25 protein-coding genes and 1 pseudogene are annotated in these 19,108 nt (G+C 61.5%); 12 read left to right on the top strand and 14 right to left on the bottom strand.

Annotation, left to right across the window (positions count from 1 at the left end):
• Positions 1-53: 53 nt before the first annotated feature.
• The 3 genes from EFQ99_RS26685 to EFQ99_RS26675 all read right to left on the bottom strand — a co-directional run bounded on the left by EFQ99_RS26685 (position 54) and on the right by EFQ99_RS26675 (position 2,007).
• On the bottom strand, positions 54-440 hold the full coding sequence (locus tag EFQ99_RS26685) for a type II toxin-antitoxin system VapC family toxin (RefSeq protein ID WP_126924214.1): 387 nt from the start codon (positions 438-440) through the stop codon (positions 54-56).
• Positions 437-703, bottom strand: coding sequence for a type II toxin-antitoxin system Phd/YefM family antitoxin (locus EFQ99_RS26680; protein WP_126924213.1), 267 nt, complete (start codon positions 701-703; stop codon positions 437-439). The genes EFQ99_RS26685 and EFQ99_RS26680 overlap by 4 nt, the downstream gene beginning before the upstream one ends.
• A gap of 101 nt (positions 704-804) precedes the next feature.
• Positions 805-2,007, bottom strand: a complete 1,203-nt coding sequence (locus tag EFQ99_RS26675) for a pyridoxal phosphate-dependent aminotransferase (RefSeq protein WP_126924212.1) — start codon at positions 2,005-2,007, stop codon at positions 805-807.
• A 374-nt stretch (positions 2,008-2,381) separates the two neighbouring features.
• Here EFQ99_RS26675 and EFQ99_RS36325 point away from each other — a divergent pair, with 374 nt between their 5' ends.
• From EFQ99_RS36325 to EFQ99_RS26655, 3 genes are read left to right on the top strand one after another with little or no spacing between them, the layout of a single operon-like run.
• Positions 2,382-2,840 (top strand): hypothetical protein, encoded by a 459-nt coding sequence (locus tag EFQ99_RS36325; protein ID WP_425376290.1) that lies wholly within the window; start codon positions 2,382-2,384, stop codon positions 2,838-2,840.
• Positions 2,840-3,613, top strand: a complete 774-nt coding sequence (locus EFQ99_RS26660; protein WP_126924211.1) for a class GN sortase — start codon at positions 2,840-2,842, stop codon at positions 3,611-3,613. The genes EFQ99_RS36325 and EFQ99_RS26660 overlap by 1 nt, the downstream gene beginning before the upstream one ends.
• A 58-nt stretch (positions 3,614-3,671) precedes the next feature.
• Positions 3,672-4,814, top strand: coding sequence for a PQQ-dependent sugar dehydrogenase (locus EFQ99_RS26655; protein ID WP_126924210.1), 1,143 nt, complete (start codon positions 3,672-3,674; stop codon positions 4,812-4,814).
• A 4-nt stretch (positions 4,815-4,818) separates the two neighbouring features.
• Here the strand turns inward: EFQ99_RS26655 and EFQ99_RS26650 are convergent, their stop codons facing one another.
• Positions 4,819-5,283: a DUF3052 domain-containing protein gene (locus EFQ99_RS26650; RefSeq protein WP_126924283.1), complete on the bottom strand. Its 465-nt coding sequence runs from the start codon at positions 5,281-5,283 to the stop codon at positions 4,819-4,821.
• Positions 5,284-5,383: 100 nt separating this feature from the next.
• Here EFQ99_RS26650 and EFQ99_RS26645 point away from each other — a divergent pair, with 100 nt between their 5' ends.
• The 3 genes from EFQ99_RS26645 to EFQ99_RS26635 all read left to right on the top strand — a co-directional run bounded on the left by EFQ99_RS26645 (position 5,384) and on the right by EFQ99_RS26635 (position 7,614).
• The gene (locus tag EFQ99_RS26645; RefSeq protein WP_126924209.1) at positions 5,384-6,274 is read left to right on the top strand and encodes a DMT family transporter; all 891 of its coding nucleotides are present in this window, start codon (positions 5,384-5,386) and stop codon (positions 6,272-6,274) included.
• 486 nt (positions 6,275-6,760) lie between these two features.
• A complete protein-coding gene (locus EFQ99_RS26640; RefSeq protein WP_003561293.1) occupies positions 6,761-6,976 on the top strand; it encodes a cold-shock protein in 216 nt (71 codons plus the stop codon).
• Positions 6,977-7,122: 146 nt separating this feature from the next.
• Positions 7,123-7,614 (top strand): BA14K family protein, encoded by a 492-nt coding sequence (locus EFQ99_RS26635; RefSeq protein WP_126924208.1) that lies wholly within the window; start codon positions 7,123-7,125, stop codon positions 7,612-7,614.
• Positions 7,615-7,674: 60 nt separating this feature from the next.
• Here the strand turns inward: EFQ99_RS26635 and EFQ99_RS26630 are convergent, their stop codons facing one another.
• A complete protein-coding gene (locus tag EFQ99_RS26630) occupies positions 7,675-8,550 on the bottom strand; it encodes an oxidoreductase (RefSeq protein ID WP_126924207.1) in 876 nt (291 codons plus the stop codon).
• A gap of 35 nt (positions 8,551-8,585) precedes the next feature.
• Between EFQ99_RS26630 and EFQ99_RS26625 the strand changes: the two genes are divergently transcribed.
• The gene (locus tag EFQ99_RS26625) at positions 8,586-9,041 is read left to right on the top strand and encodes a winged helix-turn-helix transcriptional regulator (protein WP_126924206.1); all 456 of its coding nucleotides are present in this window, start codon (positions 8,586-8,588) and stop codon (positions 9,039-9,041) included.
• A gap of 1 nt (position 9,042) precedes the next feature.
• On the opposite strand, the gene EFQ99_RS26620 is transcribed toward EFQ99_RS26625, so the two are convergent.
• The 3 genes from EFQ99_RS26620 to EFQ99_RS26610 are packed head-to-tail and all read right to left on the bottom strand — an operon-like array spanning position 9,043 to position 11,636.
• Positions 9,043-10,419 carry an ATP-binding protein gene (locus tag EFQ99_RS26620; RefSeq protein ID WP_126924205.1) on the bottom strand — a complete coding sequence of 459 codons (1,377 nt, stop codon included), beginning with the start codon at positions 10,417-10,419 and terminating at the stop codon, positions 9,043-9,045.
• Between the two features lie 23 nt (positions 10,420-10,442).
• On the bottom strand, positions 10,443-11,144 hold the full coding sequence (locus EFQ99_RS26615; protein ID WP_126924204.1) for a response regulator: 702 nt from the start codon (positions 11,142-11,144) through the stop codon (positions 10,443-10,445).
• On the bottom strand, positions 11,145-11,636 hold the full coding sequence (locus tag EFQ99_RS26610; protein ID WP_126924203.1) for a MarR family winged helix-turn-helix transcriptional regulator: 492 nt from the start codon (positions 11,634-11,636) through the stop codon (positions 11,145-11,147).
• A 223-nt stretch (positions 11,637-11,859) separates the two neighbouring features.
• On the opposite strand from EFQ99_RS26610, the gene EFQ99_RS26605 reads away from it, so the two are divergent.
• Complete coding sequence (locus EFQ99_RS26605; protein WP_126924202.1) at positions 11,860-12,126, top strand: hypothetical protein; 267 nt, start codon at positions 11,860-11,862, stop codon at positions 12,124-12,126.
• A pseudogene (locus EFQ99_RS35375) lies at positions 12,102-12,236 on the top strand (branched-chain amino acid aminotransferase); the annotation flags it as partial. The gene EFQ99_RS26605 and the pseudogene EFQ99_RS35375, both read left to right, overlap by 25 nt.
• Positions 12,237-12,385: 149 nt before the next feature.
• Here EFQ99_RS35375 and EFQ99_RS26600 read toward each other — a convergent pair.
• Entirely contained in the window at positions 12,386-12,655 is a 270-nt protein-coding gene (locus tag EFQ99_RS26600; RefSeq protein WP_126924201.1) for a hypothetical protein, read from the bottom strand.
• Between the two features lie 185 nt (positions 12,656-12,840).
• A complete protein-coding gene (locus EFQ99_RS26595; RefSeq protein WP_126924200.1) occupies positions 12,841-13,458 on the bottom strand; it encodes a DUF1236 domain-containing protein in 618 nt (205 codons plus the stop codon).
• A gap of 287 nt (positions 13,459-13,745) precedes the next feature.
• On the opposite strand from EFQ99_RS26595, the gene EFQ99_RS26590 reads away from it, so the two are divergent.
• Positions 13,746-14,399 carry an MBL fold metallo-hydrolase gene (locus tag EFQ99_RS26590; protein ID WP_126924199.1) on the top strand — a complete coding sequence of 218 codons (654 nt, stop codon included), beginning with the start codon at positions 13,746-13,748 and terminating at the stop codon, positions 14,397-14,399.
• A gap of 57 nt (positions 14,400-14,456) precedes the next feature.
• Here EFQ99_RS26590 and EFQ99_RS26585 read toward each other — a convergent pair whose 3' ends face one another.
• From EFQ99_RS26585 to EFQ99_RS26570, 4 genes are all read right to left on the bottom strand, one after another.
• Entirely contained in the window at positions 14,457-14,798 is a 342-nt protein-coding gene (locus tag EFQ99_RS26585; protein WP_126924198.1) for a tRNA-binding protein, read from the bottom strand.
• Between the two features lie 11 nt (positions 14,799-14,809).
• Positions 14,810-15,637, bottom strand: a complete 828-nt coding sequence (proC, locus tag EFQ99_RS26580; protein ID WP_126924197.1) for a pyrroline-5-carboxylate reductase — start codon at positions 15,635-15,637, stop codon at positions 14,810-14,812.
• A 1-nt stretch (position 15,638) separates the two neighbouring features.
• Entirely contained in the window at positions 15,639-16,139 is a 501-nt protein-coding gene (locus EFQ99_RS26575) for a type III secretion system chaperone family protein (RefSeq protein WP_126924196.1), read from the bottom strand.
• A 443-nt stretch (positions 16,140-16,582) separates the two neighbouring features.
• Positions 16,583-16,843: an accessory factor UbiK family protein gene (locus tag EFQ99_RS26570; protein ID WP_010065892.1), complete on the bottom strand. Its 261-nt coding sequence runs from the start codon at positions 16,841-16,843 to the stop codon at positions 16,583-16,585.
• Positions 16,844-17,044: 201 nt separating this feature from the next.
• Here EFQ99_RS26570 and lgt point away from each other — a divergent pair, with 201 nt between their 5' ends.
• Together lgt and EFQ99_RS26560 are read left to right on the top strand one after the other, a co-directional pair.
• Entirely contained in the window at positions 17,045-17,893 is an 849-nt protein-coding gene (lgt, locus tag EFQ99_RS26565; RefSeq protein WP_126924195.1) for a prolipoprotein diacylglyceryl transferase, read from the top strand.
• An 18-nt stretch (positions 17,894-17,911) separates the two neighbouring features.
• Positions 17,912-19,012 carry a class I SAM-dependent methyltransferase gene (locus tag EFQ99_RS26560; RefSeq protein WP_126924194.1) on the top strand — a complete coding sequence of 367 codons (1,101 nt, stop codon included), beginning with the start codon at positions 17,912-17,914 and terminating at the stop codon, positions 19,010-19,012.
• The last annotated feature ends 96 nt before the right edge of the window (positions 19,013-19,108 follow it).

Here is a 19,108-nt window from a genome sequence, read left to right as displayed (position 1 = left end):
CTTGCGAGGCAAAGCGGAATCGAATGCGCAGCCTGTTGAATCGGAATGTGAGATCAAAGCCGCAAGGCAAGCGGATGATCGACGAGCAGCCGGTCGACCGTTGCAAGCTGCAAGCCCTCGACCTTGCACTGGGCCAGCAGCAGGCGATCGAAGGGATCGCGCGTCTCGGGCTCCGGGTCGGCGGCAGTGATGACGTGCGGAATGTCGATGGAAAGGATCGTCAATCCTATTTCCTCAAGAGATCCAGCAATGTCTTCGAGCGGCATGCCAGGATCCAGCTTTCCCAGACGAGCTTTGATCGCCGTTTCCCAAAGACTTGCGACGCTGACGAAGCCCACGGTTTTGCTGTCGCCAAGCAGCGAGGCGATCTCGGGATATCGTTCACTGGCGTCCTTCCGGAGGATCGCAAGAACGATATGGGTATCAAGAAGAAGCCTCATGGCTCCGGCAAAGGCCTCAGGAGAAAATCCTCGGGCAGCGGGTCGTCAAAATCATCCGCGATAAAAGGCACGGGATTGGTAATACCCCGAGCACGAAGATAAGCTTGCCCGGCCTCCAGGTTCAAACCGCCGCGCTTCTGATGCGGCACGAGATCGAATACCGGCCGGCCGTTGCGTGTTACGACCACGGTCTCACCTGCCTCGACCTCGCGGGCAAGCTCGGTCAGGCGGTTCTTCGCATCACGGATCGAAACGGTCTTCATGGCCTCAAATGTAGCTACATGCAGCCACATCGTCAACGCTGCCACAAACAAAAAGGCCCGCCGTCACCGGCAGGCCCTCGATCGATCTTATGACAGTCCGCTTACTTGCAGGCGCCGCAGAAGCGCTGGATGCGGCGGCAGGCTTCTTCGAGAAGCTCTTCCGACGTTGCGTAGGAGATGCGGAAGTTCGGGCCGAGGCCGAAGGCCGAGCCGTGAACGACGGCAACACCTTCGGATTCCAGAAGTTCGGAAACGAAATCCTCGTCAGACGAGATGACCTTGCCCGACGGAGCCGTCTTGCCGATCAGGCCGGCGCAGGACGGATAGACGTAGAAGGCGCCTTCCGGCACCGGGCAGACAATGCCCTTGGCCTGGTTCAGCATGGACACGACGAGATCGCGGCGGCCTTCGAAGATCTTCTTGTTCGCCGGAATGAAGTCCTGCGTACCGTTCAGCGCTTCGACAGCCGCCCACTGGGCGATCGAGGTCGCACCCGAGGTCTGCTGCCCCTGGATCATGTCCATCGCCTTGATGAGCTGAAGCGGGCCGGCCGCATAGCCGATACGCCAGCCGGTCATCGCATAGGCCTTGGAGACGCCGTTCATCGTCAGCGTCCGGTCGTAGAGGCTGGGCTCGACCTCGACGGGGGTGACGAACTTGAAGTCGCCATAGGTCAGGTGCTCATACATGTCGTCCGTCAGCACCCAGACATGCGGATGCTTGACCAGCACGTCGGTCAGCGCCTTCAGCTCGGCATGCGTATAGGCGGCACCGGTCGGGTTGGACGGCGAGTTGAAGATGAACCACTTGGTCTTCGGCGTGATCGCCTTTTCGAGATCGGCGGGCTGGAGCTTGAAGTTATGCTCCTGGCTCGCGGAAACGAAAACCGGCGTGCCGCCGCAGAGCGCCACCATCTCGGGATAGGAGACCCAGTAGGGTGCCGGGACGACGACTTCGTCGCCGGGGTTCAGCGTCGCCATGAAGGCGTTGAACAGGATCTGCTTGCCGCCGGTGCCGACGATCGTCTGCTCCCAGGAATATTCGAGACCGTTCTCGCGCTTGAACTTGGCGGCGATCGCCTTGCGAAGCTCAGGGATACCGGAAACCGGCGTGTACTTGGTCTCGCCGCGGTTGATCGCGTCGATGGCGGCCTTCTTGATATTGTCGGGCGTATCGAAATCCGGCTCACCAGCGCCGAGACCGATGACGTCGCGTCCTCTTGCTTTCAGCTCGCGCGCTTTCTGGGAAACGGCGATGGTGGCTGAAGGCTTCACACGGGAAAGAGCATCGGCAAGGAAGGCCATGATATCGGTCCTAATGGTTGAAACGGGCAGAAAGCCGGGACCGGAGTTCTGCGGTTAGCTCTATGTCCAATGTATGACGGCATTTCAAGCGCAAAGGCGTCATGGAGACATGATTCTTATTGATCCGTCCGCCGCGCTGACCGCCGAGACGCTAGGCCCCTCCAGTCAGGCTTGTATTACCTGCCGGGACAGCCAGGCGTGGATCTTGAACCAATCTCCAATTTTACCCCTGAACTCAGCGGCATCGCCGAATTCGCTCATCGCCACGAATAAGCCGCAACAAATGCCGCGCCGCGCCGCAATTCCGTCGCGAGCGTGCCCGAGATCGAAGGCACATCATTCAGCATCCAAAATTGGTTATTGAGGGTAGGCCAATGTTTCTGGAAGATGAGTTTGCCATCGGGCGCATGCGCATGCGCCGGGTCTCGGTTTCCTTTCTTGTGGCTGTCACGGCTTTTGTCGCCTGCATCGCCGCGATGTTGGGGTTTGCTTCCGCTGCCCGCGCCGAGACGCAGCCGGCATTCACGGAGCTCGCGGCCCTTGTCCGGCCGAACGATGTCGACAGCGGCTCACTGCTCTTCCCGTCGGAAGCGCCTGGCTTCCATGTCGAGGCGCCACGGCTGAAAGAGACGACGGCCGCAGCCCCGACTGCCAAGGCTGCCACCATGATCGCCCAGAAAACCCAGACCGTGAACCTGCCGCAGACGGCGACACGCGCCGACGAGCAGATCATGCGCGGGCTTACCATTCTGCTCATGGCGCTGACGGCGGCAAGCGGGCTCGCCGTCTGGCGCCGCCGCCTCAAGGGCCTCATCGGGGCCGGAGCCAAGTAATGGTCTCTAGGCTCCCCACAAACCAGAATGACGAAGCGGCCGAATTCGAGCCGCTTCCGACCTATCTGGAACTCGCCATGGCCGCCGCCACGGCTTACGGCAAGCCCAAGACCCGAGCGAAGAAAGGTTTCTTCCTTTGGCGTCTTTCGCCGGTCGAACGAGCGATCGCCTTCGCCATCGCCGGTCTGGCCCTTTACGGCCTGGCGCTGATCGGCGACGGCTTCCTGCTGAAGGCAAAGGCGGAGCTCTCGCAGGTCCTGCTGAAACGTGCCTTCGCCGCCGAACTGCGCGGCGAAGAAACAAAGCCCTGGCCCTGGGCCGACTTCACCACGGAAGCCAAGGTGCGTGCACCGCGCTTGGGCAAGGAGGCGATCGTGCTCGCCGGTGCCTCCGGCGAAGCTCTCGGCTTCGGTCCGGCCTGGCTCGCCAACACACCGCAGCCGGGCGATGAAGGCACCTCCGTCATCGCCGCCCATCGCGACACGCATTTCCGCTGGCTGCAATATATAAGGCCGGGCGATGCGATCGAGGTCACCCGCCGCGACGGCAAAGTCTTCACCTTCAAGGCTGGCGAAGGCCGCATCGCTCCGTGGGATGCCAGCGGCATCGCCCCGTCCTCCGATGGCCGCCGCCTGGTGCTGACCACCGGCTGGCCCTTCAATGTCACCGAACCCGGACCGCTGCGCTATGTCGTCGAGGCGCAACTGGTCGACGACAAGGCAACCGGTTCCATTCAACCGGTAAACACAAAGCCGTTATTGCACGTCGAATAAGGTTGAAGCCCTTCCCTAGCCGCTCCACGTTCCGCATGGAGAAACGACGGGGAGCGACATGAAGAGAATATCTGCCTTCCATTTCGCCGCAGCGCTGATCGTGTTCGGCGCCGTAGCCGCTAATGCGGCTGATACCGTCAACACGCAGGGTCCAACCGTCCGTGTCGAAAAACTCGCCGACGGTCTCCAACACCCCTGGGCGGTCGAGGTGTTGCCGGATGGCGCCTATCTCGTCACCGAGCGGCCGGGCCGCATGCGCATCATCCGCAACGGCAAGGTCTCAGATCCGATCGGCGGCGTGCCCAAGGTGAGCGCCCTCGGCCAGGGCGGCTTGATGGACGTGGCGCTCGCCCCGGACTTCAAGACATCTCGCAAGCTCTATTTCACCGCCGCCATTGCCAGCGGCCAGGGCTCAGGCACCGAAGCCTTCAGCGCCACGCTTTCCACCGACGAAAAGAGGCTCGAGGCGGTCACGCCAGTTTTCACCATGCGGCGCTTCACTTCGGGCAATATCCAGTATGGCTCGCGCATCGCAATCGCTCCGGACGGCACGCTGTTCATCAGCGTCGGCGATCGCGGCGACCGCGACCGTTCGCAGGACTGGCAGGATGACGCCGGGTCCATCATCCACATCAATGCCGACGGCAGCATCCCGGCCGACAATCCGTTCAGGGACGGCGGCAGGGCGCTGCCGGAAATCTGGTCGAAAGGCCATCGTAATCCGCAGGGCATCACTTTCGACACCAAGGACGGCAAGCTCTATACCGTCGAACATGGCGCGCGTGGCGGCGACGAGATCAATCAGCCCGAGGCCGGCAAGAATTACGGCTGGCCGATCATCACCTACGGCCGCGACTATTCGGGCGCCGAGATCGGCGAAGGCACCGCCAAGGAAGGGCTGGAACAGCCGCTGCATTACTGGGATCCTTCGATCGCGCCCGGCGCGCTCGTCGTCTATCGCGGCGCCATGTTCCCGGAATGGGACGGAAATTTCCTCGTGGCAGCGTTGAAATTCCAGCTGCTCTCGCGCATGCAGCGTGACGAGAGCGGCGCCTTTGTCGCCGAGGAGCGCCTGTTCAAAGGCGAATACGGCCGTATCCGCGACGTCATCGTCGCGCCCGACGGCGCGCTGCTGATGGTGACCGACGAGGACGACGGCGCGCTGCTCAGAATCTCCAGAACTGAGGCCAACAACGGCTGAGACGTCAGAGCGAGCCGCGCAATTCCTTGCGGATGACGAATTTCAGCCCGGACCAGATCTCGTCGATGGCGCAGACCTTGACGTCGACCAGACCGGTCGGCAGCAGGATTTCCCGCAGCACGTCCTCTGTAATGTCGGTCGGCCTGCGTGAACTCTTTTTCGGCCAGGAGATCCAGACCATGCCGTCCGGCCTCAAGGCCTTGAAGAGCGTAGGCGCTGCCGCTTCCAGTACGGTGCGCTCAGTCGCGAACAGATGCACATAATCAAACGCCCGCCGTGGCGTTTCGGGAAGCACGTGGACGATCGAAGCAAAACCGTCGAAACCATTGATGTCTTCGATCGTTTTGGGGATGCCGAGAAGAGCGGCCACTTGGCCGCGCGCAAGGCCGAGCTTCCTGACGAGCGGCGTACCGGAATAACCTGCCGTCTTGGGCGTCGTCATATCGCTGGCCCGATCTCCGCTGCGCATGCCTTCGCCTCCATCGTCAGGCGTGAAGTCTTCGCCCTTGCCTGGAGGAAACGCAACTGCTAACCGCTCTGGCATATCTCCCTTCCCAATCGAGGACGACATGACGCGCGTTCAGGCGAACCTCCTCCTGTTGCTTGCAGCCGCCATCTGGGGCGGCGGCTTCGTCGCGCAATCGACAGCAATGAAGGCGATCGGCCCCTTCTGGTTCATCGCTTTGCGTTTTGCCGTCGCAACATTGGCTGTGCTGCCTTTCGTTTTCCTGGAAGCGCGCAAAGCGCGGGTGAAGACCAGCGCACGCCATGCAAAACTCTACGTCCTGACCGGTCTTGCCCTTTTCAGCGGCGCAGCCACGCAGCAGATCGGTCTGCAGACGACGACGGTGACGAACTCCAGCTTCATCACCGGCCTCTATGTCGTGTTCGTGCCGCTGATTGCCGTATTCTTCCTGCGCCGTGCCCCACATTGGATCATCTGGCCGGGCGCGCTGATGGCTGTCGCCGGCATCTATCTTCTGTCCGGTGGTCATCTCTCGGCATTGACATCAGGCGATCTCCTGACCGTCGTCTGCGCCGTCTTCTGGGCGATCCAGATCACCCTTGCCGGCACCACCGTCTCCGAGACCGGAAGGCCGCTCGCCCTCTCCGCCGTGCAATTCGCCGTCACCGCTGTTTGCGCGCTGGCCATTGCCGCAGCAGTCGAGCCGATCAGCCTTTCGGCGATATCGGCCGCGGCACCTGAGATACTCTATGTCGGTATCTTCTCCTCTGGCCTGGCCTTCGTGCTGCAGGTGATCGCCCAGCGTTGCACCACGCCTTCGCAGGCGGCGATCTTCCTCTCCTCCGAAGCGCTCTTCGGCGCATCGCTCGCAGCCCTCCTGCTCGGCGAAACGATGCCGGCGGCCGGTTATACAGGTTGTGCGCTAATGTTTACCGCTATGCTTGTAGTCGAGCTCGTGCCCGGATTTACCCGCCGACGCATGCCGGCCAGCTGAACACGCGTCCAAATATGGGTGAATGCCGGATTCGAAAAATTTTTTAATGGGGCGCAAAAGCGCGTTTACGTTGCATTTTTGGCAAATTCTGCTCGGAACTTACATTGCTGACGATATAAAACGTTAATCATTCCCCATTCGCGAAGGAAATTTTGCGTTTTGGCGCAAATTGGATAGCGGCGAGGGTGTGCCCGGAAGGACACGTAAAAAAACTTTTGCTTGCCAAAATCCTTTAAACGCAGCACTCTCGGCTCGTTCGGGCATTTTGCGAGCATGGGAAGTCCTTAAGTATTTGCGCGCCGGGAACGCTAATTATCCCGGTCAGCCGGTTCCGAAAAGGCAGGCGAAAGTTCTGCCTGGAGCAGGCCGAGGTAGAGGGGACCTTTTTCTCACATTTCAAGAATTGCCTGCCAACACCTCCCGCAAGGAGGCAATGCTATGATGCTGCCCGTGTGGATGGCGGGCGGAGAGAAAAGGACCTGAGGCATGGCAGAGACTGGCACTGTAAAATTCTTCAATACCGACAAAGGCTTCGGCTTCATCAAGCCGGACCGGGGCGGCGCCGATATCTTCGTTCACATTTCTGCCGTTCAGGCCTCCGGGCTGGCCGGTCTGACGGAAAATCAGAAGGTAAGCTTCGACACGGAGCCGGATCGCCGCGGCAAGGGCCCCAAGGCCGTCAATCTGCAGATTGCAGGCTGAGCCCTTACAAGGCTGTCGAATTCGAGTTGAAGCCCGGCAGCAATGCCGGGTTTTGTCGTTCAGCCTTCGTTCAGCTATAAATCTTTAGTACTAACCCCATCGAGAAAGGAACCGGCGTTCGGTTCCCGGGATTAGGACCTACACTTATGAACAGGCTCGCCAAGACCCTTCTGCTGACCGCAACCGCTGCCGCGCTCACGCTTTCCGCTATTGGCGAGGCTTCGGCCGATGACCGCTACTGGCGCCATAACAATCATCACGGCCACAACAACGATGCGTGGGTCGGCGGCGCCGTTGGCCTTGCCACCGGCCTGATCGTCGGCTCGGCCATCGCCAACGCCAACAATGGTCCTGTTTACCAAGAGCGCCGCTACGTCGACCCGGCCTACGAGCCCGATTATTACGAGCCCGCTCCGGTTTACCGCGCACCGCGCCGTGTCTATGTCGAGCAGCCGCAATATGTCGAGCAGCCCCAATATGTTGAGCAGCCGCGTTATTATGCGCCGGTCCGCCAGTCTGTGGAGCCCTGGTCGCCGCAATGGCAGCGTTACTGCTCCTACCGCTACCGCTCCTTCGATCCGCGCAGCGGCACCTATATCGGCGGTGACGGCCGCAGCCACTTCTGCAACGCCGGCTGATTACCCAACCATTCCTGATACAAAGCGCCGCTTCTCAGCGGCGCTTTTGTTTTGGCCTCGTCAACCGGCCTTTTTCTCCCAGGGCATGAGAGCGCCGCGCGTCTCTCCCGGCTCGAAATCGGTCGAGACGCTGACGGCGCGCCATTCCCGATCGGCCTTGATACGCGCCGCATCCGCTTTCTCGACATTGCCGACCGCGTCGCTGCCGAGCAGCAGCCGGAATGGCGGCTCGTCGAGACCGGCGATATGGACGACGACCGCGGCCGCTTTGGCGGGATCGCCGGGCTGGTGGCCGTCATACTCACGCTGGAAGCGCACCGTTGCCCCGACCGTTTCGGCATACTCCGCCCGCCCCCCGGCAAGCACCGTCGAGGCGCCGGCGAAATCCGTCCTGAAGCCGCCGGGCTCGATCACCGTCACCTTGATGCCGAACGGCGCGACCTCTTTCGACAGCACCTCGGAAAAACCCTCGACGCCGAATTTCGCCGCCGAATAGGCGCCGCGTCCGGCAGGCCCGATGCGCCCGCCGACGGAAGAGAACTGGATGATATGTCCCGCCCCCTGTCCGCGCATCAGCGCGATGACCGCCTTGGTCATGATGATCGTGCCGAACAGGTTGGTCTCGATCTGGGCACGGAAATCGGCAAGGCTGGTATCCTCGATCGAGCCGACATTGCCGTAGCCGGCATTGTTGACGAGCACGTCGATACGCCCGAACCTCCTGACAGCGGCATCGACCACTGCAGCCGCCGCCACCTCGTCCGTTACATCGAGCGCCAGCGCCAGCACCTGGCCGCCATAGCGCCCGGAAAGATCGGCAAGCTGGGCAGGATCGCGCGCCGTCGCCACCAGATTGTCGCCGGAGGCCAGCACCGCCTCCGCCAGCGCCCGGCCGAGACCGCGCGAACTCCCCGTAATCAACCATACCTTCGACATCGGAAACCTCTCCTTGATTGGTTCCCGGCCCATGTATGTTCTATTGTTTCCGATCGAAAGAAGGTACCGGTAAGATCTATACGCACCGCGAGGTAACTGAAGTGACCAGCGACATATTCGATTTCTGCTGCAACATGACGGATGAACAGGATGCACGGGCGCGCGCTTTGATCGAGCGGGCGGCGGCGAAATGGCCGCTGCGCATCCTGCACGTGCTTTCGGACGCCGGCGCGCCCTTGCGCTTCTCGCGTCTCTTGGAGCGCGTCGAGGGCATCAGCCAGAAAGTGCTCACCCAGACACTGCGCACCCTCGAAAGCGACGGCCTTATCATCCGCACGCTCTATCCCGAGATTCCGCCGCGCGTCGAATACGAATTGACGCCGCTCGGCCGCGATCTGCTCATGCAGGTCGTAACGCTCTGGCGCTGGATCGTCGAACGCCTGGACGATTTCGATGCACGCAAAGCCGTGAAGCTGACGGCGGCCGTTTAGATTATGCGGGAATTCGGATCGTCGCCCTCAGCCCGCCGAGCGGGCTGTCGCCGAGCATGACGTTGCCGCCGTGGCTGCGGGCGATGTCACGGGCGATCGCAAGGCCGAGCCCGGTGCCCGACGCATCGAGATTGCGCGCCGCGTCCAGCCGGAAGAAAGGCTTGAACACGTCCTCGCGGTTCTTTTCCGGAACACCCGGTCCGTCATCGTCGAAGATGACGGTCAGCCATTTGGCGCTGTGCTTGGCCTCGATGTCGAGCCTGTCGGCATATCGCCGCGCATTCGAGGCGAGGTTAGTGACGAGACGCATGAAGGCGTTCGGCCGGACCGATATGTCGTCGTCGCCTTCGATCGAATAGTTGAACGTCTTGCCGTGCAGGGCGAAATCGGATTCCAGCTTCTGGAAGATCTCGCTGAGTTTCAACTTGCCGACATCCTCTTCGACCTCGCCGCGTGCAAAGGCCATGTAGGCCTCCAGCATCGTCTGCATGTCGTTGACGTCGTCGTTCAGCCCGTGCAGGTCGGGATTGTCGCCGGCGAGCGCCAATTGCAGCTTGAAGCGGGTGAGGATGGTGCGCAGATCGTGGCTGACTCCGGAAAGCATTGCGGTGCGCTGCTCGATCTGCCGCTCGATTCGCTCGCGCATCTGGATGAAGGCAAGGCCGGCGCGCCGGATCTCGTCGGCGCCGCGCGGATAGAAATTGTCGGCCTTCTGCCCCTTGCCGAAGCTTTCGGCCGCACGCGCCAGCGTCAGGATCGGCCGGATCTGCCCGCGCAGGAAGAGGATCGAGATGCCGATCAGCACCAGCGAGGTGCCGACCATCCAGACGATGAAAATATGGGTGTTCGAGGCGTAGGTCTGGCTGCGCTTGGCCAGCACCCTGAGGATCTTGTTCTCGAGCTTGATGCGGATCTCGACGAGGTTCGAATTGCCGACCGTGTCGATCCAGAAAGGCCGATGGATCTCGTTGGTAATCTCGTCGCTAAGGATGCCGTCGAGGATCGAGAAGAACGGTTTGACGCGCGGCGGCGGCAGGTCACCGTCCGGCTCGATCGAGATCTGCAAATTGAGCTGATCGCGCGCGATACGGACGATCTCGCCATAATCCGAATTCTGCGGATAGGTCTCGACGATCTCGATGATCGCGGCGATATCGCGGGTGACAGCAAGCGACAGCCGCTCCGTCACCATCTGCCAGTGGCGCTCCATGAAGACGGCGGCGACGACCGATTGCAGGAGCACCATCGGAATGATGATGATCAGCAGCGAACGTGCGTAGAGCCCGGTGGGCAGCCGGCGACGCAGCCAGCGGACGATCCAGCGCCAACCCTGCGCAGGAGTGCGGTCTTCCCGCCGCAAACTGTCCATTGTCACCATCAGCGCCGGTCCCGATTTCGTGCTTAGTCGATGCTCAGCCTGTATCCGATGCCGCGCACGGTCTGCAGCCAGACGGGGTTGGCCGGATCGTCCTCGATCTTGCGCCTCAGCCGGTTGATCTGCACGTCGATCGTCCGCTCGCCGACTTCGGTGTCGTTGCCGATCAGCTCATGGCGGGGGATCGTGTCGCCGGCGCGCCGCGCAAATAGCAGCATGATCTCCTGCTCGCGGTCGGTAAGGCGGATCACCTCGCTTGCCCTCTTCAGCTCCTTGCGGGTGAGCGAGAACGTGTAGGGCCCGAACATGACCTGCTCGATCTTCGGCCCCTCACCGCCGGCATTGCGCCGCAGGATGTTGTTGATGCGCAGAACCAGCTCGCGCGGATCGAACGGCTTGGAGAGATAGTCGTCGGCGCCCGCCTCGAGACCTTCGATACGGCTGCCCGATTCCGCCAGCGCCGTCAGCATGATGATCGGCACGTTCTTGATGGCGCGAAGCCCGCGGGTGACCTCGATGCCGGATTCGCCGGGCATCATCACGTCCATGATGATGAGGTCGAAATCGAGACCGGCAAGCTTGCGCTGCGCCTCGGCGCCGTCGGCAGCGACGGTGACGCGGAAGCCGTTCTCGGCGAGATAACGATTGAGCAGGGCGCGGATGCGCGAGTCGTCGTCGACCACCAGCAGATGCGCCGCATCGTCGGAAATTCCAGTCTTGACCGCCATTCAATCCGCCTTCTGTCTGTCCCGCATGCCCCTGAGGAAAGCCTTTATGCCCTCTCGCGCCCCCGCAGAAGCACCGTCGAATGCCCGCTCTATGCGGCGCGATTGCGGCTCTGCAAGGGCAAGCGCCAGCTCGCGCCCCGATTTCGTCGGATAGAGCTTGCGCTGCCGCCGGTCCTCGGGGCCGGCCACCTGGCGAATATAGCCTGAATCGATCAGCTGTTTCAGCACCCTTGCGAGGCTCTGCTTGGTGATCTTCAAAGTATCGAGAAGATCGGCCACCGTCATGCCCGGATTGCGGTTGACGAAATGCACGACGCGGTGATGCGCCCGGCCGAAGCCGCTCTTTTCGAGGATGGCGTCAGGATCGGAAACGAAGTCGCGATAGGCGAAAAAGAACAGTTCGATGATCTCGAAATCGATGATGTCGGTATCTTCCATCGGCGTGGCCAGCGGCTCTTGGCTGCCTGCTTTCGCTCCGGTCTGTGGTGACACTCGGCATTTCCTTTCTCTTTCCGCGCATTGCGGGAAAGCTTCGCGAAGATATGTCAGTTTTACTGATATAAATTTGCGTCGCTATTAGCTCCCCTACTCTGCGGGAGCCCGCACGGACTGTATTTCCCCAGAGCGCCGCGCGTCTTTTCAGACGCAAAGGACGCTGTAGCACTATGAATTGCTGCATAACTTCATTCTCAAATCGATTCCGATTTGAGGAATTATGCAGGAAAAACTAAGGCCCGTCCGGAACTCCGACGCAATACGCGATTTCCCCTTGCGTCTGTGGATAAAACGTAATGGGGACAACAATCAACAGGCATGGCGCGCGGGCGCCGAGATCCTCGGCTTCAAAGTGCCCTGTTGCGTCGAGGAGCTCGACGCCGCGACCGTCGAACTCCTGAAGCGCCCGGGTGTCAGGAATGCCTATATCAGGCCGATCGCCTGGCGCGGCAGCGAGATGATGAGTGTTTCGGCGCGGCGGAAGTGACGCCGGTTTCCGAAATCGGCCGCTATCGCTTCACGCCGTCGACGATCTCCGAAACGCTGATGAACGACTATATGAGGGAAGTCTATCCGGCGGCGGTCGCCGCCGAATAAGACTTTCACGAAATCGGTCCGGCTGCTCCATAACTCCTTAAATCCGAATCGATTTGAGGATAAAATTATGAAGCAATTCAAAACACTACAGCCTCCGTCGCGCGTCTGAAGAGACGCGCGGCGCTGTAGGTGAACGCCCGTCGGACCCTTTATCTATGCGCCCGCGCCATGACCACGCCGGCGAGCGTCGAGAGAATGCCGCCGCCGATAAGTCCGCCGATGCCGTCGGCGATCAAGCCGGTCATAGCCGCTTCGCCGCCGACCATGCTGAGCAGCATGCCGCCGGCCACGCCACCGATCGCGCCTGCGATCGTGCGGGCGACGATATTCAGCGCCTGCTGCTTCAAGGCGGCGCTTGCGGCGTTGCCGCCGATGGCGCCTGCTATCAATTGGATGACGAGCGGAAGTAGCGCTTCCATGATTTTCCTCCTGTGGCGATCTCCCCGATCGCCGATCCATGCCGAACCTTCGGCATATTAGCATTTTATCATATTTCAGAGGAAAATGTTAAGAAAAATCAACCGATGCGGGATTAAGGCAGGTAGAAGTGGCCCGGAACGAGGCGGTTTGACGTCCGCCTCGCCCTCAGTTTCGGCCAATCACGTCATTGATAGACGTAGACGATCCGGCGCGTACCGGGATCGACCAGCACCGGCCGGTCATTGATCCTCGTGTAGCGGTACTCGTAGTCGGGAATCGTCTGGAAGGTGACGTCGGCAGGCACTTCCGCGCCAACGACGACTTCGCCGCCGAGCCGCACCGTGTCAGCCGGGTTGGTCTCGATATAGGTGCGGACCGTCTCCGGCGGAGTGATCGTTTCGACCGACCCGACGGGGCCGAGCAATTCGTCGCCCGGCGCCGGCTGAGGCTCGGCCGGAACGACGCTTGCGGTCGACTCATAGGTTACGACGGGAACGCCGATCTCGGCACGGTTCTCCTGGACGATCACCTGGCTGCCGCCACGATCGACCTGCAGATAATCGGCATAGACCCAGCCGCGCATGCCGTTGACGTCGACGCGGCACCAGCGGCTGCCTTCGATGCAGCCGTCGAGCACCGCGGTAGAGCCACGCGTGGCAAGACCGACGGCCGGATATTGCGGGCCGGGGCCGGAGCGGATGTTGAGATCATTGACGGTTGTCGCCACCATCTCCGCCTGCGCAAGACCACCGCTCGCCAGGAGCACGGCTCCAGCCAACAGGATGTTTCTCTTCAAGGTCATGTGAGCGTCTCCTTGGTTTCGATGGCCGGACAACGCGCGGCGTTCCACGATGTTCCCGTGCGTTGCTCGTCGGGAAACGGCGCCCATGAGATTTAGTGCACAAACAATTGAAGAAGCTGGATAAAACGCGATTTTTCCAACCCATAGCGATGGCGGAAAGATTCATAAATTCTTGTTTCAGCCCGTCTTTTGGCCGTGAAACACACCCGAGAGGCAGAAGATTCCGGCTGCCCTCGCCGCCGTTTCGGACTATATGCTGGGCATCAGAGACACCAAGCGAGGCACCTATGGGCATGCTCCAGGCCGGCATTATTCCGGTCACACCCTTCCAGCAGAACTGCACGGTCTTCTTCGATCCCGATACCCAGGAAGGTGTTGTCGTCGATCCCGGCGGCGACGTGCCGCTCATCCTTCAGGCGATCGAGAAAAGCGGCCTCACAATCAAGGAAATCTGGCTGACGCACGGCCATCTCGACCATGCCGGCGGCGCCCTAGAACTGAAGGAAGCCTTGGGCGTCCAGGTGGTCGGCCCACATCAGGACGATCTGCCGCTGCTGCAGCGGATCGAGACCCAGGCCGAAAAATACGGCATATCGGGATTGCGCAACGTCCTGCCCGACCGCTGGCTGAAGGACGGCGACAAGGTCTCCTTCGGCGCTCACGAGTTCGAAGTCTATCACACGCCAGGCCATGCGCCCGGTCACGTCATCTACTTCAATCGCGCGCAGAATTTCGCCCATCTCGGCGACGTGCTCTTCAACGGCTCGATCGGCCGCACCGACCTGCCGGGCGGCAATCACCAGCAACTGCTCGATTCGATCCGTGACAAGGTGCTGCCGCTCGGCGACGACGTCGGCTTCATCTGCGGCCACGGCCCCGGCAGCCGCATCGGCGACGAGCGGCGCAGCAATCCGTTTCTGCAGGAAATCAAGCCTCGGTAGGCACTCGACGCGGGCACATCAGAGAAAAACGCCTGACAAGACGGTGTGAGCGCTGGCTCACATCATCTTCTTGCCGTTCGGCACCGGCTGTTCAACCGCCGCAAGCACGATCGCGCCGTTCTCGTCCTCGAAGCCTAGCGTCAGCACTTCCGAGCGGACCGGCCCGATCTGGCGTGGTGGGAAGTTGACGACGGCGAGCACCTGCCGGCCGACCAGGCTTTCCAGCGTGTAATTCACGGTGATCTGCGCTGAGGATTTCTTGAGGCCGATCTCAGGGCCGAAATCGATGACCAGCTTGAACGCCGGTTTGCGCGCTTCCGGAAAGGGGCTCGCCTCGACGATCGTGCCGACACGAATGTCGACGCGCTCGAAATCGGCGTAGGTGATCTCTCCGCTCATATGACTCCCCGTCAGCCGGCCAGTTCTTCGGCCCGCTTGCGCGCGGCGGCAAGTGCTGCGTCGAACAGCGGCTGCATGCCATCCTCGGCCATCAGCACGGCGAGCGCTGCCGCCGTCGTGCCGCCGGGAGAGGTCACATTCTGTCGCAGACGCGAAGCTTCGTCGGGGGACTGGTGCAAGAGTTCACCAGCCCCCGCGACAGTTTCCCGCGCAAGACGCATGGCAAGGTCCGCCTGCAGACCGAGTTTACGGCCTGCTTCTGCCATGCATTCGACGAGATAAAACACATAGGCAGGACCACTGCCCGAAAGCGCCGTCACGGCATCGATATCGGACTCAGCAGGCACCCATTCCACAGGGCCTGAGACCCGCAGAAGAGCATCGACACGCTCGCGCTGCTGAGCGCTGACCGCGGAATTGGCAAAGGCGCCGGTGACGCCGCGTCCGACCATGGCCGGTGTGTTCGGCATGGCGCGCACCATGGCGGCTTTGCCGAGATGTTTTTCGAGGAACCCAAGGGTCTTGCCGGCCGCGACGGAGACGACGACCGTATCCGGCCCGACGGCGCTCTTCACATCAGGCAACACCGTCTCCATTACCTGCGGCTTGACCGCGAGGAACAGGACGGCTGCCTTCAAGTCCGCCGGAAGAACGGTGAGATGGGTCGCTCCCGCTTCGCCGATCGTCGCCAGCATCGCCTGCGACGGACCGGGATCGACGACGATGACGGCGGAACCCGGAACACCGCTCTTCAGCCAGCCGGTGAGCATCGCCCCGCCCATGTTTCCGGCGCCGATCAGAACGACGGGATGTTTCGCAGAGAAAGCCTTTGCCGGCATCTTATGCCTCGCCGACCGTTTCGAAGAGCACGGCTTCCATCGCCTTCGTCGCGTCCATGCCGGACCAGACGACGAACTGGAATGCCTGGAAATAGGCCTCGCAGGTATCGAGCGCGCTGGAAAGCAGCACCTCCACCTGGCGGTTTGTGGGCTCAGCGCCGCCGGCAAGCAGCAGCGACTGGCGGAAGATGACGACATCTTCCTGACGCCAGAGGTCGAAATGCCCCATCAGCACCTGCCCGTTGATCGCCGAGAGCAGCTTGACCACCTCGTTGACCCGGATGTCGGGAACCTTGATGTCGAAGGCGCAGCCGAGATGCAGCGCCTCGAATTCCTCCATCCAGGAGAAGGAGACATGATAGTCCGCCCAACGGCCTTCGACCGTCATCGCGATCTCGTCCTCGCCGGATCGTTCGAACGACCAGTCGTTGTTGGAGGCAACGTACTCGATCATATCGACCGGGTTCGACTGACGCTCGACTTCCAATTCCATCAGGCTCATGCAGCACCTTCTTGACCGGAACGAATGCGACCTAACTTGGGATACAAACACAAGAAAGACACACGCAAATACCGGAACCACCACTCGGATGATCGTTGAACCGCTGCCAGACTTTAACGCAGATAACCTGCCCGGAGCTTACCAAGTCGCTTCGAATCATCATTTAAAATCAGTGTATAGCGCCCCTTGCCCCCTGCCAGCCCCCAGAAGGGAAAATAGGGCCAGCCACTGTGGAAAGGCTCTTCGAAATTCAATTCAGAAGGGAGAATAAGCGACTCTGCGAATTGGCTTTTTTGGCAGTGTCCACAGGTGGAAAAACTCACCTGAATTTTTTATGAAAGATGCGGCATGTGGCAATAAGGCCATGCCGCATCTTGCGCCGTATCGGGACTTTCGGACATGTCCCGCAAATACGAGCAGCGGTTTTACGATCGCGACGTGTTTTAGCGGCCTTCGCCGGCAAGTTTCGCCTCGAGTGCCGCGATGCGGGCGGCAAGCGCCTCGTTTTCGTCACGCGCCTTGATCGCCATCTCGCGCACGGCTTCGAACTCCTCGCGCTTGACGATGTCCATGCTGTTCAGCCAGCGCTCGGCCTGGGCGTTGAAGGCGGTCTCGATCTCCTTGCGGACGCCCTGGGCGGCACCGGCCGCATCGGTCATCAGCTTGGCGAATTCGTCCATGATGCGGTTCGTTCCGGTCGTCATGGCGTTTTTCTCCCTTGGCATGAGGTGAATTCAGCCCTTTGGGGCCTCGAGAATTGAGGTAGGGCTTCGCCACCCGCGATGCAAGCGCTTTGCGCGGGATAAGACCGTGTGGGCGACCGCGAAAGAGCGATCACGAACAATGGACTTGACCGTCCGGGATCGCGGCGGCATGTTCCGCGCAACAAAACAGGTGGGAAAACCTTGCCGACAGCAGCCAATCTCCTTGCCATCATGCCTTTTCCGGATATCGATCCGATCGCCTTTTCGATCGGTCCGCTGGCGATTCACTGGTACGGTCTGGCTTATGTCGCCGGCATCCTGCTCGGCTGGGCCTATGCGCGCCGCATCGCCGCCAATGACAGTCTTTGGCCCGGCAATGCCTCGCCGATATCGCGCACACAGCTCGACGATTTCATCGTCTGGGCGGCCCTCGGCGTCGTCCTCGGCGGCCGCCTCGGCTATATTTTCTTCTATGATCTCTCCGCCGTCCTGCACAATCCCATCCGCGCGGTCGAGATCTGGAACGGCGGCATGTCCTTCCATGGCGGCCTGACCGGCACGACGATCGCCATGATCATCTTTGCCCGCCGCAATGCCATTCCGATCTGGAGCCTGTTCGATATCGTCGCAACAGTCGTTCCCGTCGGCCTGTTCTTCGGCCGTATCGCCAATTTCATCAATGGCGAGCTCTGGGGCCGATTGACCGACGTGCCCTGGGCCGTGGTCTTTCCGACCGGCGGCCCCTTCGCCCGCCATCCGAGCCAGCTTTACGAGGCCGGCCTCGAAGGCATCGTTCTGCTCCTGGTGCTGGCCGCTTTCGTCTATGGCATGCGCGCGCTGAAAAGCCCCGGCTTTGTCACTGGCGTCTTCGTCTGCGGCTATGCGCTGTCGCGCATCTTCGTCGAATTCTTCCGCGAGCCCGATGCCCAGCTCGGCTACCTCCTCGGCACAAACTGGCTGACCATGGGCATGGTGCTTTCTTCTCCGATGATCCTGCTCGGCCTGTGGGCGATGCTGAGGGCTCGCCGTCAGGCTGCGCTGCAGCTCTGAAACGGCAGGACGCGCGACATGACCACCGCTTTAGGCGAAAAGATCAAGGCAATCATCCAGGCCAACGGCCCGATCAGCGTCACCGATTATTTCTCGCTCTGCCTCGCCGATCCCGAACACGGCTATTACCGCACCCGCGAGCCATTCGGCCGCTCTGGCGATTTCGTCACCGCGCCTGAGGTCAGCCAGATCTTCGGCGAGATGATCGGCGTCTTCTTCGTCCATGCCTGGCAGCGCCACGGCACGCCGGCGGGCGTGCGCCTCGTCGAGATCGGCCCCGGCCGCGGCACGATGATGGCTGATATGCTGCGCGTCATCGCCCGCATCGCCCCGCCGCTGTTCGATACCATGACCGTGCATTTGGTCGAAACCAGCGAGCGCCTGCGCGATGTCCAGAACCAGGCGCTCGAGGATTACGGCGACAAGATCGCCTGGCACAACGGTTTCGATGACGTGCCATCGGGCTTCACGCTGATCGCCGCCAACGAGCTGTTCGACGCGATCCCGATCCGCCAGTTCGTCCGCACGCAAACCGGTTTCCGCGAGCGCATGGTCGGGCTCGATGCCAATGGCGAGCTTACCTTCGCCGCCGGCGTCGCCGGCCTCGATCCCGCGCTTCTCCCGGAACCGGTGCAGAATCTTCCGCTCGGCACGCTCTTCGAGATTTCGCCGGCCCGCCAGGCGGTGATGATGGCGATCTGCGATCGGTTGCGCGCCTTCGGCGGCACGGCGCTCGCCATCGATTACGGCCATCTCGTCACCGGCTTCGGCGATACGCTGCAGGCCGTGCGCATGCATGAATTCGACCCGCCGCTTGCCCATCCCGGCGAAGCCGACCTGACGAGCCATGTCGACTTCCAGCAGCTCGCGGAAACTGCGCTGTCGGCCGGCATCCATCTGAACGGCGCCCTGCATCAGGGCGACTTCCTGACCGGTCTCGGCATCCTCGAACGCGCGGCCGCCCTCGGCCGTGACCGCGAGCCGCAGACCCAGCAGGTCATCCAGACCGCGGTCGACAGGCTCGCCGGCGCCGGTGAAGGCCGGATGGGCGAACTGTTCAAGGTCATGGCCGTCTCCCATCCCCCCATCGATCTCATGCCCTTTCGTCCGGTGGATTGACATGGCGCACGCGCCTGAGCCAACATCCCGCGCGAAACGGCAACTTGAAGCGCGCCGCCCGGGCGATGCCCTTGGGAACATGACAACCCCTTCGAA

The sequence above is a fragment of the Rhizobium vallis genome (assembly GCF_003985155.1).
Lineage (GTDB): Bacteria > Pseudomonadota > Alphaproteobacteria > Rhizobiales > Rhizobiaceae > Rhizobium > Rhizobium vallis.
This window is presented reverse-complemented; position numbering and strand designations above follow the sequence as displayed.

Coding starts and splice junctions, on each gene's coding strand:
- EFQ99_RS26685 (WP_126924214.1), bottom strand. CDS start 440: ATGAGGCTTCTTCTTGATACCCATATCGTTCTTGCGATCCTCCGGAAG.
- EFQ99_RS26680 (WP_126924213.1), bottom strand. CDS start 703: ATGAAGACCGTTTCGATCCGTGATGCGAAGAACCGCCTGACCGAGCTT.
- EFQ99_RS26675 (WP_126924212.1), bottom strand. CDS start 2,007: ATGGCCTTCCTTGCCGATGCTCTTTCCCGTGTGAAGCCTTCAGCCACC.
- EFQ99_RS36325 (WP_425376290.1), top strand. CDS start 2,382: ATGTTTCTGGAAGATGAGTTTGCCATCGGGCGCATGCGCATGCGCCGG.
- EFQ99_RS26660 (WP_126924211.1), top strand. CDS start 2,840: ATGGTCTCTAGGCTCCCCACAAACCAGAATGACGAAGCGGCCGAATTC.
- EFQ99_RS26655 (WP_126924210.1), top strand. CDS start 3,672: ATGAAGAGAATATCTGCCTTCCATTTCGCCGCAGCGCTGATCGTGTTC.
- EFQ99_RS26650 (WP_126924283.1), bottom strand. CDS start 5,283: ATGCGCAGCGGAGATCGGGCCAGCGATATGACGACGCCCAAGACGGCA.
- EFQ99_RS26645 (WP_126924209.1), top strand. CDS start 5,384: ATGACGCGCGTTCAGGCGAACCTCCTCCTGTTGCTTGCAGCCGCCATC.
- EFQ99_RS26640 (WP_003561293.1), top strand. CDS start 6,761: ATGGCAGAGACTGGCACTGTAAAATTCTTCAATACCGACAAAGGCTTC.
- EFQ99_RS26635 (WP_126924208.1), top strand. CDS start 7,123: ATGAACAGGCTCGCCAAGACCCTTCTGCTGACCGCAACCGCTGCCGCG.
- EFQ99_RS26630 (WP_126924207.1), bottom strand. CDS start 8,550: ATGTCGAAGGTATGGTTGATTACGGGGAGTTCGCGCGGTCTCGGCCGG.
- EFQ99_RS26625 (WP_126924206.1), top strand. CDS start 8,586: ATGTTCTATTGTTTCCGATCGAAAGAAGGTACCGGTAAGATCTATACG.
- EFQ99_RS26620 (WP_126924205.1), bottom strand. CDS start 10,419: ATGGTGACAATGGACAGTTTGCGGCGGGAAGACCGCACTCCTGCGCAG.
- EFQ99_RS26615 (WP_126924204.1), bottom strand. CDS start 11,144: ATGGCGGTCAAGACTGGAATTTCCGACGATGCGGCGCATCTGCTGGTG.
- EFQ99_RS26605 (WP_126924202.1), top strand. CDS start 11,860: ATGCAGGAAAAACTAAGGCCCGTCCGGAACTCCGACGCAATACGCGAT.
- EFQ99_RS26600 (WP_126924201.1), bottom strand. CDS start 12,655: ATGGAAGCGCTACTTCCGCTCGTCATCCAATTGATAGCAGGCGCCATC.
- EFQ99_RS26595 (WP_126924200.1), bottom strand. CDS start 13,458: ATGACCTTGAAGAGAAACATCCTGTTGGCTGGAGCCGTGCTCCTGGCG.
- EFQ99_RS26590 (WP_126924199.1), top strand. CDS start 13,746: ATGGGCATGCTCCAGGCCGGCATTATTCCGGTCACACCCTTCCAGCAG.
- EFQ99_RS26585 (WP_126924198.1), bottom strand. CDS start 14,798: ATGAGCGGAGAGATCACCTACGCCGATTTCGAGCGCGTCGACATTCGT.
- proC (WP_126924197.1), bottom strand. CDS start 15,637: ATGCCGGCAAAGGCTTTCTCTGCGAAACATCCCGTCGTTCTGATCGGC.
- EFQ99_RS26575 (WP_126924196.1), bottom strand. CDS start 16,139: ATGAGCCTGATGGAATTGGAAGTCGAGCGTCAGTCGAACCCGGTCGAT.
- EFQ99_RS26570 (WP_010065892.1), bottom strand. CDS start 16,843: ATGACGACCGGAACGAACCGCATCATGGACGAATTCGCCAAGCTGATG.
- EFQ99_RS26560 (WP_126924194.1), top strand. CDS start 17,912: ATGACCACCGCTTTAGGCGAAAAGATCAAGGCAATCATCCAGGCCAAC.